General features: G+C 58.2%; 12 protein-coding genes. 11 read left to right on the top strand and 1 reads right to left on the bottom strand.

All coding sequences use genetic code 11. The annotated features are described in order from the left end of the window. Positions 1-171: 171 nt before the first annotated feature. Together phnD and P1S46_07930 are read left to right on the top strand one after the other, a co-directional pair. On the top strand, positions 172-1,131 hold the full coding sequence (gene phnD, locus P1S46_07935; protein ID MDF1536414.1) for a phosphate/phosphite/phosphonate ABC transporter substrate-binding protein: 960 nt from the start codon (positions 172-174) through the stop codon (positions 1,129-1,131). Then, entirely contained in the window at positions 1,128-2,933 is a 1,806-nt protein-coding gene (locus tag P1S46_07930; protein MDF1536413.1) for a histidine kinase dimerization/phosphoacceptor domain -containing protein, read from the top strand. Before phnD ends, P1S46_07930 begins: the two co-directional genes overlap by 4 nt. Positions 2,934-3,177: 244 nt before the next feature. Here P1S46_07930 and P1S46_07925 read toward each other — a convergent pair whose 3' ends face one another. Next, entirely contained in the window at positions 3,178-3,597 is a 420-nt protein-coding gene (locus P1S46_07925; protein ID MDF1536412.1) for a prepilin-type N-terminal cleavage/methylation domain-containing protein, read from the bottom strand. Positions 3,598-3,727: 130 nt separating this feature from the next. Between P1S46_07925 and P1S46_07920 the strand changes: the two genes are divergently transcribed. The 9 genes from P1S46_07920 (at position 3,728) to ybeY (ending at position 14,667) form a co-directional block, all read left to right on the top strand. Continuing rightward, complete coding sequence (locus P1S46_07920; protein MDF1536411.1) at positions 3,728-3,913, top strand: hypothetical protein; 186 nt, start codon at positions 3,728-3,730, stop codon at positions 3,911-3,913. A 267-nt stretch (positions 3,914-4,180) separates the two neighbouring features. Continuing rightward, on the top strand, positions 4,181-5,044 hold the full coding sequence (locus P1S46_07915) for a pirin family protein (protein MDF1536410.1): 864 nt from the start codon (positions 4,181-4,183) through the stop codon (positions 5,042-5,044). A gap of 202 nt (positions 5,045-5,246) precedes the next feature. Next, complete coding sequence (locus P1S46_07910) at positions 5,247-6,680, top strand: aldehyde dehydrogenase family protein (GenBank protein MDF1536409.1); 1,434 nt, start codon at positions 5,247-5,249, stop codon at positions 6,678-6,680. A gap of 566 nt (positions 6,681-7,246) precedes the next feature. Further along, the gene (locus P1S46_07905; protein MDF1536408.1) at positions 7,247-7,702 is read left to right on the top strand and encodes a DUF1844 domain-containing protein; all 456 of its coding nucleotides are present in this window, start codon (positions 7,247-7,249) and stop codon (positions 7,700-7,702) included. Between the two features lie 12 nt (positions 7,703-7,714). Further along, the gene (locus tag P1S46_07900) at positions 7,715-9,673 is read left to right on the top strand and encodes a tetratricopeptide repeat protein (protein MDF1536407.1); all 1,959 of its coding nucleotides are present in this window, start codon (positions 7,715-7,717) and stop codon (positions 9,671-9,673) included. A gap of 4 nt (positions 9,674-9,677) precedes the next feature. Beyond that, entirely contained in the window at positions 9,678-10,883 is a 1,206-nt protein-coding gene (locus tag P1S46_07895) for a DUF4388 domain-containing protein (protein ID MDF1536406.1), read from the top strand. Then, positions 10,880-11,830, top strand: a complete 951-nt coding sequence (locus tag P1S46_07890; protein MDF1536405.1) for a PhoH family protein — start codon at positions 10,880-10,882, stop codon at positions 11,828-11,830. The genes P1S46_07895 and P1S46_07890 overlap by 4 nt, the downstream gene beginning before the upstream one ends. Positions 11,831-11,855: 25 nt before the next feature. Then, a complete protein-coding gene (locus P1S46_07885) occupies positions 11,856-14,324 on the top strand; it encodes an HDIG domain-containing protein (GenBank protein ID MDF1536404.1) in 2,469 nt (822 codons plus the stop codon). Next, a complete protein-coding gene (gene ybeY / locus P1S46_07880) occupies positions 14,311-14,667 on the top strand; it encodes an rRNA maturation RNase YbeY (GenBank protein MDF1536403.1) in 357 nt (118 codons plus the stop codon). The genes P1S46_07885 and ybeY overlap by 14 nt, the downstream gene beginning before the upstream one ends. Positions 14,668-14,815 lie beyond the last annotated feature (148 nt).

Raw genomic sequence — 14,815 nt, 5'->3', positions numbered from 1 at the left:
AAAGCCTTGGCTGGAAGTGCCCGGCGGAAATCTTCTTGCCGGACTTTAATTTTGAAGAATATTATGGGCGCATCTTAAACCCTGTTGCACTTCGAACTTGAAACCGCCGGGCTATAATTCACAATAGGTTGTGTGAAATCGGAGCAGGCTGCGACCGGGGAGGGAACGGCAATGAGCCAATCGTCGAAGAAGTCCAGACTGATCCTCGCTTCTTTGTCCAGCATGCTCATCTTCACAACGGTCGCGTGCGGATCGCAGGAGGCTCCTGTCAAGGTCGATCTGGGCAGGACCGGGGAGCCATCCGTCGCGGGCACGCCGTTTCCATCCGCGCCTCCTCTTCGAGTGGCAGCAGGCGGCATCGTCACCCCAAGGGAAGGGCTCGCCTACTACCGCAAGATGGTTGATTACCTCGCTACGCGACTGGGACGCTCGCCCCAACTACTGGATCGCGTCAGTTACCAGGAGATCAATGACATGCTCAGGGACGGTAACCTGGACATGGCCTTCATTTGCAGCGGCCCTTACGTCGAGGCGCGGGAGGAGTTCGGCCTCGAAATCCTGGCTGTTCCCCAGGTGGACGGAGATGTCGTCTACCACTCCTACTTTATTGTCCGGGCAGACAGTCCATGGCAGTCCTTCGATGACCTGCGGGGCAAACGGTTTGCCATAACCGACCCCATGTCCCATTCCGGCTGTCGGTACCCCTACCTCCTCCTGGCGCGTCTGGGAGAGACCGCCGAAGAATTTTTCTCCGGGGTCGTATGCACCTACGCCCACGACAAATCCATACTGGCCGTCGCCTCCGGAACCGTCGACGGGGCCGCGGTGGACAGCCTGATCTGGGAATATATGAACGCGACACGCCCGGAAGTGACGAGGAAAACGAAAATAATTCACATCTCACCGCCATTCGGCATTCCACCCGTGGTGTGCAATCCCACCATGGTTGATGCTGACACGAGGGATCAAATCCGCCAATTGTTGCTTTCAATGAATGAAGACAGCGAAGGCGCCGACATCCTTCGCCATATGAGGATCGACCGTTTCGTCCCCGGGGACGAAACGAATTACGAATCGGTACGCCGCTTCAGGAAGGAGCTTTTGTCCCTGACCGGGAAGGGACAGCCGTGAGAAAATACCGGTTCAACCAATCGGCCAGCTTCGTTCTGAGTACTCTCGTCATTATGCTGGCGGTGGGGGCGGTTATGATCGTGTTCCTCCGCGGTCTTTTCTACCAGAACCTGAAAGAGGAGCTCCAGGAGAAGGGTATCCTGCTCTCCCGGTATATCGCTGAACGGAATGCCGATGCCATCCTGGCAGAGGACAGTCTGGAGCTGCTGAACATCAGAGAGGTGCTTAAACGCCTGGTGGCCGAAACCCCCACTCTCAGTTATGTTTTCATCCAGAGCACCGATGGGAGGATACTGGCCCACACGTTCGGTAACTCCTTTCCTTCGGACCTGAGGAAAGTAAACCCCGTCCCTCCGGGTGCCTTCTGGTCCCAGCGGCGTCTCGACATTGGGCAGGAGATCATCCAGGATATCGCCACCCAGGTGTATGGGCCACTTACCGCGGAGATCCACGTGGGGCTGTCCGAAGCCCATATCGCAAGCGGCCTGGCAGATATCACCCGGATGCTTCTGCTCATCCTGAGCGGGGCTTTTTTAACCAGTACGCTGTTCATCGCCCTCGTCTCCGGCTATATCTCCAGACCGGTGCGGATTCTGACAAGGGCAGCCGAGGAGCTTCGGTCAGGTCGGCTCGACGTGAGGGTAGACGTGCGGCGGAGCGGAGAGATGGGGGTCCTGGGCAGGACGTTCAACTCTATGGCCGAGAGCCTGGAACGCTCCAGCAAGGATCTGCAGGCGCTGAACCGGGAATTTGAAGACGAAATTGGCGAGCGCCAGAGGAACGAGGAGGCCCTCAGGGAGAGCGAGGAGAAGACGAGGGCCTTCTGGGAAAACACCCACACGGGGATCTATGTGGTGGACGCGAATACCCACCGCATCCGTGATATCAATCAAACAGCGTTAAGAATCATCGGGCTGCCGAGGGGCCAGGTTGTGGGTAGAGAATGTCACCGTTTCGTGTGTCCTGCCGAGAAAAACGCCTGTCCCGCAACAGACCTCGGTCAGGAGATCGAAAATTCGGAGCGCGTGTTGCTGACGGCTGATGGCAGATCCCTGCCTATAATGAAATCGGTGAAACTCATCCACCTCGACGGCCAAAGCCACCTCATCGAAAGCTTCGTGGACATCTCTGACCTGAAGAGGGGGCAGGAGACTATCCGGGCGGCCTTGCTGGAGAAGAGCACCCTTCTCAAGGAGGTGCACCACAGGGTGAAGAACAACCTGCAGGCCCTTTCAGCGCTCCTGAACTTGCAGGCCTACTATAGCGGAGAAGGGAGGACCCAGGGCATCCTTGCTGACTGCCAGAATCGGCTCCAGACCATGGCGCTCATCCATCAGGATCTGTACGAGTCTAATGACGTTGCCAATGTGAATTTCGCCGGGTACATCGACCGCCTTTCTCATTACATTATGGAAACACATGGCGCCCATCCGGCCGGAATCGACCTGAAAATGAGTTTGCAGGAAGCGATCCTGCCGGTGGACACGGCCATTCCGGTGGGGCTCATCGTCAATGAACTTCTCACCAACGCGGTCAAGCACGCTTTCCCTGACGGCCGCCGGGGTCAGGTATCCGTAACCTTCCAGGACTTCGGTGAAGGCCTCTACATGATAAAGGTGGAGGATGACGGAGTCGGGCTGCCCCAGGGCTTCGATATCAACACTACCCACTCTATGGGCATGCAGCTCATTACCATCCTCACAGAGCAACTGGGCGGCCAGGTGAAGGTGGGGGGAGGGCCCGGTGCTCGATTTGGCATCCTCTTTGGCGAGTACCGCGAGGCTTCCACCCTGGTGGTGTGAAGGAAGTGTGACAATGGGAGACAAGATGGCGGACAAGCCGCTTGCCCACCGTAGCTTCCTGTCACCCATAGTTTTAGCGAAGGGTGATGACGCAGGTGGATGCGCGCTGAGGTGAATCAGCTCTTAGCGCTTTTGCAGGAAACGGGGATTGGCCTGGATTCCGGGTTTCACGTTTCAGGTTGCGGGTTTTTCCCCCATGCCCCCAAGCTCCCTTGCTCCCATGCGGTTTCCCACCCATGCCCGTTCACTCCCGAACGATCCCGGCCTGGGAGGCCCTGAAGCGGGCGGCTGTCCGGTTGGTGGAGGTGACCTGCAGGGTGTAGGCGGCCCCATCGCTTGAATAGTTAAAAGAGCCGGTCAATATCTTCGCTTCTGTTTCCAGGGGCGGCAGGTTGGCTTCCGGAACGGTGGCCCTGAAATCAAAGTAGTGCAGCTCCCCGACGGGATACAGGTTGTCGGACGTGCGGATCGTGTGCCGGGTCAGCCCCGTGCGCATGGCATCGAGGTTGGCCTTGGTCACCCCGATGATGGCCTTGTCCTTCTGCTCAAGGAAGATGGGGATGGATATGGCGGCAAGGATGCCGATAACGGAGAGCACGATCAGCAGTTCCGCCATGGAAAAGCCGGCGGATCGTTTCCGGGGTGAGCTGCCCTGGTTCCCCATCACGGCTCCCTTGCATTAGCGGGTAGAAAGTGGAGCAGAAAGTCCCGCCTGGACTTCCGGTGGACCTGTTTTTACTCCGCAGAGTGTTTGTCCTTTGGATCGTTGTCAAGCCAAAACCCGAAATCCGCGATTGGTCTGGGCCGGCCTCCGGTCGGGGTGTCTGAGGGGTCTGTTTCTGACACGCCGGTCCTGGTACCTGGACTTTTCGGCATCGACGCCACCCGCCGACCCCGAAGTCCCGGCCAAACGGGCCTTCCTTGCGGATTTCGGGTATGGTTCCCCCCTGCCTGCGGCAGCCAGGCTCAGGAACACGTAACCCGCTGTTTTCAGAACCGTCCGCTATGCCATGGACACGATGCGGATCCTTCGGCGGATCATCTGGAACAATCCATAATACGCCCGCCGGATTTTCAGAGAGATCTGGCCGGCGTGGCGCACAACCTTGACAGGGTCGTAAAAAGTCCCGGATTGGACTTTTTGCGACTCTATCAATGTTGATTTCTCAGGATTCATTTGTTGCCCATCACGAAGGGTGTGCTTAAACTTGTCTGTATACGGCGGGGAGGCCCTGGAAGGACGCAGTATGACTTCAGTGAGAAAGCCTGTTCAGGTCTTAAAGAGTGTCCCCACCATGGAAGGCGCGGGTGTTCGCCTCAGGAGGGCCTTCGGGCACGCCGAGGCGCCGACCTTCGATCCGTTCCTCCTCCTCGACGACATCCATTCCGGGAACCCGTCCGACTATATGGCAGGATTTCCGTGGCATCCCCACCGCGGGATCGAGACGGTTACATATGTTCTCCACGGCGATGTGGACCACGGTGACAGCATCGGCAACAGCGGCGCCATCGGTGACGGTGATGTCCAGTGGATGACGGCCGGAAGCGGCATCATCCACCAGGAGATGCCCCGGAAGGTTTCCGGGGATATGAGGGGACTCCAGTTGTGGGTGAACCTTCCCGCTTCCCGGAAGATGATGGATCCCCGCTACAGGGATATCATGGCCGGGACCATACCAGTTGTCAGGAACGACAACGGAACTGCGGTCAGGGTCATCGCCGGAAGACATAAGGACGTAGCGGGTCCCATGGAGGATCTGGTTCAGGCACCGTCATATTACGACGTTGAAGTCCCAGCGGGTGAGACCTTCACATGCGATCTCCCGGAAGAGCACACTGTGTTCGCCTACGTCCTCAGCGGGCAGGGCCGCTTTTCGACGGTGGAGGGGAGCGAGTACGGTGCGGAGCATGTCGTCCTCTACGGCAGGGGGGAGCAGGTTTCCATCAGGGGAGGGGACACAGGGGTCCGGTTTCTCCTCATCGCTGGCCAGCCCATCGGGGAACCCGTCGCATGGGGCGGCCCCATCGTCATGAACACGGAGGAAGAGCTACACACGGCGTTCAGGGAGTTCCGGGAAGGGACTTTTATCAAAGTAGGTTCCCGTCCCTGAAAAATAGATCAGAACCATAAACAAAGGCGGCCTCACACAGAGCCGGCAGGGTAGCCCTGGTCGTCCACCTTCGGACGACCAGGGCTACCCTGCTGTAAGATAGATTTTTCATGTCGCCTGCACCTAATTGCTGAAAGCCGGCCACCTTCTGTGGTAGATTGTCGGAAGTTTTAAGACGAAATTTCCACAGAGGGAGAGAAAGATGCTGAAAGACTCCTACCCGTACTACCTGGCAAACCGCCCGATGTCTCCCAACCAGGACCTGGAGGTCACCGACAAGTTCAGCGGGGAAGTGGTCACACGTGTCGCCATGGCCGATGAGGCTACCCTCGACAAGGGGATCGCCGCTGCCGCGGCGGTTTTCGAGGAGATGAAGCAGCTGCGGCCCTACGACCGGCAGCGGATCCTGTACCACTGTGTCGACAGGTTCACCGAAAGGGCCGCGGAGTTGGCCGGGTCCTTGTGCCTGGAAGCGGGAAAACCGATCCGCGACAGCCGCGGTGAGGTCTCCCGTCTCATCGACACTTTCCGCATCGCTGCCGAGGAGTCTGTCCGCATCCAGGGTGAGGTCATGAACATGGAGATCACCCCCAGGGCGAAGGGGTACACGGGGATGTACAAGCGGTTCCCTGTCGGACCATGCTCATTCATCACCCCCTTTAACTTTCCGTTGAACCTCGTGGCCCACAAGGTGGCTCCGGCCATCGCAGTGGGAAACCCCTTTGTTCTCAAGCCCGCGAGCTGGACCCCTGTCGGGGCCATCATTATCGGGGAGATTCTCGCGGAGACGGACCTTCCCGAGGGGGCTTTTTCCATCCTGCCGTGCCCGGGATCCAGGGCCGACCTGCTCGTTACGGACGACCGGCTCAAGCACATCAGTTTCACCGGATCACCGGGGGTGGGCTGGGACATCAAGGCACGTGCCGGGAAAAAGAGGGTTTCCCTGGAGCTGGGAGGCAACGCCGCCTGCGTGGTGGACGAGGGATCCGATATCGCCGACGCGGTTGACAGGATCATCTTTGGCGCTTTCTACCAGTCAGGGCAAAGCTGCATCTCGGTCCAGCGCATCATGGTACACGAGTCCCTTTACGAACCTTTCAAAAAATTCCTTGTAGAGAAGACGTCCGTCCTGAAAATGGGCGATCCGAAGGACGAAAACACCTTCATCGGTCCCATGATATCCGTGCAGGAGGCCGAACGACTGGAAAGCTGGATCGACGCGGCCGTCAAGGCTGGAGGGAAAATTTTGTGCGGGGGCAAAAGACAGGGGGCCATGCTGGAGGCCACCCTCCTTGAAAATGTTCCAGGGGACCAGGACCTTTGTTCCGGGGAGGCGTTCGGACCGGTCGCCGTTCTCAGCGCTTTTTCAGATTTCGACCAGGTCCTGGCTGAAGTCAACGACAGTGTTTACGGGCTCCAGGCCGGCCTGTTCACAAACAACATCAACCGCGCTTTCAGGGCATGGGAGAACCTGGACGTCGGGGGCGTGATCATCGGAGATATACCATCCTGGCGGGTGGACTCCATGCCTTACGGAGGGGTCAAGGACAGCGGATTCGGGCGTGAGGGGATCCGGTTCGCCATGGAAGAAATGACCGAGACCAGGCTCCTCGTCATAAGGGACAGGGACGCCTGAAAAGGCAGAATCCGGGACAAGACGCTTCTTCCGGCACAACATCTGATAGAGTCGCAAAAAGTCCAGTCGGGACTTTTCCTGGCTCATTAGTGTCCTGGGGAAAGGGAAAAGCGTCGTTTTCCCTTTCCTTACAATGACTGCTGATAGATCACCAAAGTCTGTGCGAGACTTTGGCTCAACGGGAACCGAAAAGCGTGGTTTTCGGTTCCCTCACGGATCGAACACACAGCCATTGGCACTCGATCCGGGCGCCTCTCCCAGGCGCGGCTGCTTTCATCGGTCATCGATCCGGGCGCCCTTCCCAGGCGCGGCTTGTCATTGATTTGGGCGCCCCGCGCGGGGCGCGTTGATGACTTTTTGCGAAGTCATCAACTGTGTACCGTAAACTGTGTACCGTAAACGATATCCCCCCCTTGCCACTGACCGGACGAAATTGGTATATTCATCCGGACGAGGAGAAGGGGCATAGCCCGAACCACGTCCGGAACCTGGACCAGCCCCGCTGCGATACGCGATATCCTTAACGTCCCCTGGAAGGAACGGTCCGGGGGTGGAGAAACCCTTTCATGGCCGATGACGGGAGCAAAGACAAGGACTTCAAGGTCGAGGACCGCCGCGCGTCTTCCGGAGGCGAAGGGGAGAGTCCGGTCTCGTCCGACACCGTGGAGTCTCCCCGGGAAGATGCTTCCGAACCGGGGGGCGAAGCGGGGAACGAGACGGGACAAGGATCAGGGGCCTCCGGGAGCGCAGGCTCCCGCAGCATCCCCAAGGTGGATTTTTCCACCTTTGTATTCTCCCTTTTCAGCTCGGCCCTGATCCAGCTCGGCGACCTGGCCGATCCCGTGACGGGGGAAAAGAGCCAGGAGAGGAATCTTGATGCGGTGAGCCAGACCATCGACCTGCTGGATCTCCTTCGGGACAAGACGGAGGGGAACCTGACAAAGGACGAGACGAACCTGATCAAGGAATCCACCGCGCAGCTGAAATACAAATACATTGACGCCATCAAGGGTAAGGGATAGGGCACTCATCTGATGCCTTTTCTCAGATATCTTCTCCCGTTTCTGATCCTGTCTCTGATCGCCGTCCGCCCTGCACTTGCCATCGAGATCAGCGAGGTCACGGTTGATTTTCCCCTTTCAGAGGTGCTGGACATCGATGAAAGGGAACCCGAAACCGATTCGGTCTTGGGAGACACCGGAGGTTCTTCGAGGGTCTGGCGAGCGCCCTGGGAGGACAACTGGTTCCTGTATCGCCAGAATGTGCTCCGTGGGAACTTTTCCGAAGCCAAGGGAAATCTGGACAAGGTCCTCGCCTACCGCAAGGAACGGGGTATCCCCAACCTTTTCGCGCCGGCCGCCGCCCTCCTTGTAGAGGCTTCCGCGGCGCGTAAGCAGAAACGCTATGACGATGCCCTTGAATTCACCTCCTATGCCAGGGAACTTGCCCCGGATGATCCGGCCCCCCATTTCTCCAGGGCGCGGACCGTGTGGCGACAGAACCAGCTTCGCGCCCTTTCTTCACTGGATGCCCTCCTCGAGGGTTGGGGTGTGTTTTTCAGGGATTTCAGGTCCTTTTATCCGTGGAGTCTCGGGCTTGTCCTGTGGATCCTGGTGGCCCTCGCGGTTTCCTCCATCCTGACAATCCTGCTGTTCCTTCCCAGGGTCGTACCCCGGCTCGCACACGACCTTTCCCACCTGGTGAAAATTCCCCAGTGGCTCTGGTATGCGGCTATCCTTGTCCTCCTGGCGGCTGTTCTGGTCATGGGGCTCCCACTGGTGTTATGGGTTATTTTGTGCGCCTTGATCATGGGCCTGCACCTTACCGGCAGAGAGCGTGTGGCCGTCGGGTGTGCTATCGTTATTCTGACGTCGCTGCCCCTGCTTGTCCACGTTCTCGCGCTGAGCAACGAATATTATTCAGGTTCAGGCCCGGCGGACCTCTATCTCGCTGAAAGGGGAGGCGAGGGAGCCCGAACGGTTGAGAGCCTTCATCGTCTCCGTGTCCAGGATCCCGAAGATGGCCAGGTCCTCGCTGCTCTCGCGGTGGTCCTCAAGAGATCGGGAAGGGTCCGTGAAGCGGAGACACTCCTCGCTCAGGCCATGGAACTTACTCCTGATTCTCCCGCGGTGATCAATAACCTCGGTAATGTCCTGTTCAGCATGGGGAGAGTTGATGCCGCCATCGAGCATTATCGACAGGCCCTGAGGTACAAGGACGATTCCAGGATTCATTACAACCTCAGCCAGGCCCTCCGTGAGAACCTGCAGCTCGAAGAGGGGGAGCGCGAGTTCCGGATCGCCAACGATGCCGACCCCGAACTGGCAGGTTCACTGACGGCAGCCCAGCAGGAGGGGGGGCAGCGGATCACGGTGGACATCTACGGAGAAACCGGACATTACCTCACCAACGCCCTCACCTTGAGTGCTGAAGGCAGGAAGTGGAGGGAAGGCCTCTGGAACGGCTTTGTTCCACAGGTTCCCTTCAGCCTGTCCTGGTTCCTCTTTCCCGTTTCGGCGGTCATCCTGTTCCTGGGTGTGCCCATTGTCGACCGGCTGAACATTTCCAGGCGGTGCCGCAAGTGCAACCGGATGCATTGCCCCAAGTGCAGTCAGTCCAGTTCTGATATCCTCTGCGCCCAGTGCAGGCAGATATTCCTGGTGCGCAGCGGCGTCGATCCGGCGAGCCGGGTCAAGAAGATGATGCAGATCATAAGGTTCAACAAGAGGAGGGCGCTGGTGTCGAGCGTCACCACGATCCTGTTGCCTGGAATGGGACATATCTACCTGGGCGCCGGGTGGCAGTCCCTGGTCTTCATAACGGTCTCCACGATGTTCTGGACCAAGTGGATCTTCTGGCACGGCCTTTTCCGAAATACCACCATGCTGGAGATCCAGGTCGGGCCGACCTCCTGGGTTGTTTTCGGTTTGCTCCTGGGCCTCTTTTATCTCATCGCGTTCAAAAGCGTGGGTGACCGCCTGGAGGAGAACTGATCCCATGGCCTTGAAGGGAACTCTCAGGGACTTCGGTCTTTCGGATATCTTCCAACTCATCTCCCACCAGAGAAAGGCAGGGATCCTTTACCTCGAGGACAAGGGCAAGAGTGTGGCGGTGACCTTCGATGAAGGGAAAGTCGTCGGGGCAGAGATCGGCAGCGCAAAGACCCAGGAAAAGGAGAGGGTCGGGGATATCCTGGTCAAGTCAGGGCTCATTGATATGGGTCGGCTGGAAGAGTGTCTCCAGGAGCAGAAAAGGACATCGAAAAAACTCGGGGTGATCCTCACCGAGAAAAATTACCTTACCGAAGAGCTGTTCCGGGCCGCTCTCGCTTTCCAGATCAAGGAAACCCTTTACAAGATCTTCCAGTGGGGAAACGGTACGTACAAGTTCGATTCGGGAAAGATCTCCTACGACAAGCAGTTCATCTCGCCTCTGCCGGCGGAATATATCCTCATGGAGGCAGCGAGGATCATAGACGAATGGCCCGGAGTCCAGAACAAGGTCCCGTCCATGGAGATGGTATTCGCCAAGGTCCCGGATGCCGAGGAAAAGATCATTCGAAGTTCCCGCCCGGGCGCGGATGCCGAGGAGGAAGACGATCTCGACTTTGACATCCTGGGCGAGGAGAAACCCAGATCTTACGAATCGGACAAGATCCTTTTGTCCGGGGGCCAGGAAAAGGTGTTCGATCTGGTCAATGGCCAATTCACCGTGAGCGACGTGGCCTACCGGTCCCTGCTCGGGGACTTCGAGGCCTCCAAGGCTCTTGTGGATCTGTCCGGTTTCGGGCTGATCAAACCGGTGAAGGTTCCCGCCTCCAGGCCCAAGACGGAGGAGACCGCCAGGGAGACCAAAAAAAGAAGGGGTGTGATCGCCATGGTCTCCGGCCTTCTCTTCGCGGCAGCCCTGCTGTTCGTCCTGTTTACCCTGGCGGCGAAGACCGGCGGGAAGCTGAACCTGCTGACCCAGATCAGCTCGACCAGGACAATCATGGTTCGGCAGGCCGTGGTGAGCGCCCAGCAGCAGCGCCTGCTCCTGGCCCTCGAGACGTACCGCCTTGAGAAAGGGTCCTATCCCCTTGCGCTGGAGGATCTGGTCCAGGCCGGTTTTGTCCTGGAATCGGACATCTCATACCCCTTTTCCACTCCATACACCATTGTCTGGAGTGAAAGCCGCCCCGTGATATCCCCTCCCGGGGAGTGACATTGAAAAAAACGCTTACCCTAGATGACGAGAGACATGTCCAGGCCTTGTCGGGCGACCTCGACCGGAACCTGAAGATGATCGAGCAGATGACCGGCGTAAAGGTCGGGGTCCGCGGTGAAAAGGTCTTTTTCGAGGGTCCCGGAGAGAAGGTGAGCGAGGTTCAGCGCCTCGTGACCGACATCGTTGGAAATCTGGAGCGTGGCGTGTCCCTGTCCGGCGAAGAGATGCAGAACCTGTTCAGGCAGTCGGCCAACGGATCGAGGACCGATTACACGGAACTGGCCTCGGAATCCGTGGTGATCACGCCCCGCAAGACGGTCGTCCCCAAGAGTCTCAACCAGAAACTGTACATCGAACGGATACGGACAGACGACATCGTTTTCGGAGTGGGGCCCGCCGGGACCGGCAAGACCTACCTGGCCATGGCGTTGGCCGTCAAAACGCTCATATCCAAGGAGGTGAGCAGGATCATCCTGACCAGGCCGGCGGTGGAGGCTGGCGAAAAACTCGGGTTTTTGCCGGGTGATATGTACGAGAAGGTCAACCCTTACCTGAGACCCCTTTACGATGCCCTGTTTGAAATGCTCAGTGCGGAAAAAGCCCTGAAAATGGTCGAAAAGGGGGTCATCGAGGTGGCGCCCCTCGCCTTCATGCGAGGGCGGACGCTCAACGATTCCTTCGTTATCCTCGACGAGGCACAGAACACGACGACGGAACAGATGAAAATGTTCCTGACCAGGTTGGGTTTCGATTCCAGGACCGTCATTACAGGCGACATTACCCAGATCGATCTCCCCCATCGCGACGCTTCCGGTCTTGTGGAGGTCATGGATCTTCTCGCGGACATTCCCGGCATCAGTTTCGTGAACTTTGACGGAAGGGATGTCGTTCGACATCCTCTCGTGCAGCAGATCATCCGCGCCTACGAGAACAGGGGGATCTGAGGTGGTCTGGAACCCTTTTGCGCACATGACCGACAAAACAAAACCTGCCGGAACGGACCAGACCGGATGGCGTTCTTTCGTCAAGTGGAACCAGGATACACAGACCTCCATTCTTTTCTGGGTGACGGTTATCCTCGTCACATACCTCCTCGTGCCGGCCAAGCCGTTCAGAGCCGCCGACTACAAGGCCGGTGATATTGCCCAGAGGGATATCCGGGCCACCAGATCGTTCCTTGTGGAGGACCCGTCATCCACCCGGGCCAGGAAACTGGAGGCCGAGGCCTCGGTCCTGGCGGTGTTCGATCTTGATCCCACGCAAGCGTCCAAGATCCTGGCGAGTTTGAGGGGCTTCTTCTCCAGGATGAGGACCATGATCGAACTCCAGAAGGAGGAGGAAAGTGGTCTCATCCAGGAGGTGAGGGCGGGCGGGAAGGCTGAAAAGGCAGTCCTGCAGCAGGAACTCGACCTGTTCCGGCAGGGCGCGCAAACCGAACGCTCGGCGGCTATTGCGGCTTTTATCGACCAGCTTTCAGTCAACCTGGACCCGGACGAGATGAAGCCGCTCCTTGAGGACGGGTTCAGCGAACGAACCGAGAAGGTGATCGTGGACGCGTTCACCCCCATCCTGTCCCAGAGTATCGTTGACAACCGGGAGACGCTGCTCAGGGAGAGGGGCAAGGGAATTACCGTACGGAGCATCGATCGTCCCACGGAAGAGGTCGTTTTAGACGACTTTTCCGGGATCCTTTCGGTAGAAGCGGCCCGGACCCAGGTCAGGAAAGGCATAACATCGGTCACATGGTCGAAACAGGCGCTGCCCTTGAGACGCCTCCTCGAAAAAATGGTGGACGACCTGGTTCGCCCAAGCATGACCTACGGCCGGTCCGAGACCGAGGAGCGTCGGAAGAAGGCCGTCGGTGACACCAGCGCTGTTTACTACCAGGTCAGGAGAGGAGAGGTCATCGTAAGGGCGGGAGACCCCCTCACCGAGGAACAGATCCTGAAGATCTCGGAGCTGAAGGAACTTTCTCCAGACATGAGCCGGACATCGTTCATCCTGGGCCTGTTTCTCCTCATCTCCATCGTCACTTACGCCTGTTTCATGCTGCTGAGGGTTGTCCACCCCCAGACGGCCGGAGATGTCCGGGGCCTGTCCATCCTGGCGGTCGTCATTGTTCTGCAGGTCGCCACGATGCGGGGGGTCCTGCTCCTCTCCGAGGCGGTTACCACGACCTACACGGGGCTTTCGCAAACGACCCTGCACCTGGTGATCCCCTTTGCCCTGGGGGCCATGGTGTCCGGGACCCTTTTCCCGGTGACCGTGTCCATCGTTACGGCGGCGCTTCTCTCCATCTTTTCAGCCGTCTTTCTCGAGTGGAGCCACATTATCTTCCTCTATTCATTCCTTGGCGGTATCGTCGCCGCGTTCAGCGTCGTCCATTGCCGCCAGAGATTTTCCCTCATCCGAGCCGGGCTTGCCGTGAGCGCGGCAAATATGGGCATAGCGCTGGTGATCCTCCTCCTGGAAGGTGAGCTGTTCGCCGCCAACCCGGCGTCACAACTCCTTTCAGCGGCAGGAGGAGGGATCCTGGTGGCCCTCATCGCATCCCTCGCCATCCCCATCCTGGAATCCACCTTCAACGTGGCTTCTGACATGAAACTGATGGAGCTTGCGAACCTCAATCAGCCTGCTCTCAAGGAGATGATCCTCAAGGCACCGGGAAGTTATCACCACAGTGTGCTGGTGGGGTCCCTCGCCGAGGGCGCAGCCGAAGAGATCGGGGCCAACCCGCTCCTGGCCAGGGTTGCCGCCACCTACCACGATATCGGCAAGATGAACAAGCCCGAATACTTCGTGGAGAACCAGGAGAACAGGGACAATCGCCACGAAAAGCTGAGCCCGAGCATGAGCGCCCTCATCCTCGCATCCCACGTCAAGGAGGGAGCCGAGGTCGCAAGGGAGCATCGTCTTCCGCGGCGGGTCGTGGACATCATTACCCAGCACCACGGTACCCGGATCATCAAGTTCTTTTACAATAAAGCCAAGGAGATGGAAGATCCCTCGGTTCAGACCGTCGACGAGAGAGATTTCCGCTACCCGGGCCCCAAGCCCCAGAGCCGGGAGGCCGCCCTCATCATGCTGGCCGACGCGGTGGAAGCTGCCTCCAAGGTCCTGACCGACCCGACTCCCGCACGGATCCGGGGGCTGATCCAGAAGATCATCAACGATATTTTCATCGACGGGCAGCTTGACGAGTCGAACCTGACTCTCCGGGAACTTCACCAGATAGCGAGGAGTTTCACGAGAACGGTCACGGGGATCCTGCATCACCGTATCGATTACCCCGAGCCGCAAGGAATCACTGAAGAGCGCAAGAGGGAGAAAAAGAGAAAAGATGATCCAGTTTCTGAGTCGGAAACCGGAGATGGAGGCACACCGGAAGAGCCTGACGGAGCTGGCGTCAAGAATATTAAGCGACTTGGACAGGAGTGACGCCGAACTCAGCATCCTCGTCACCGATGACGAGGAGATCCGTTCGCTCAACAGAGCCTACCGGGGCATCGACAGCCCCACAGATGTCCTTTCTTTCTCACAGTCGGAGGGAGAGGAGATACCGGGCGGGAGCGGACTCCTGGGTGATATCGTTATTTCCCTGGACAGTGCGGTCTGCCAGGCCGTTGAGATTGGTCATCCCGTTGGCGAGGAGATGAGACGGCTCCTTGTCCACGGAGTCCTTCACCTCATCGGGTACGATCACGTGAAGGGCGGCGAAGAATCCGTGAGGATGAGGGCCGCGGAGGAAAAATACCTGTCCCTGGCGTACGAACCGGATTGAGAATTATAAGCGTTTTTCCGACAAACTTTTACGCAGCGTGTCACGGTTTCCCGACACGCTGCTAGGAACACATTAACCGGATAGATCAATAATGATAGAGTCGCAAAAAGTCCAATCCGGGACTTTTCGCTCCACGGAAAGGGAAAAG

The organism is bacterium, from assembly GCA_029210545.1.
Lineage (GTDB): Bacteria > BMS3Abin14 > BMS3Abin14 > BMS3Abin14 > BMS3Abin14 > JARGFV01.
Note: the sequence above shows the minus strand (reverse complement) of the source record. Positions and strands in the feature narration are given on the sequence as shown.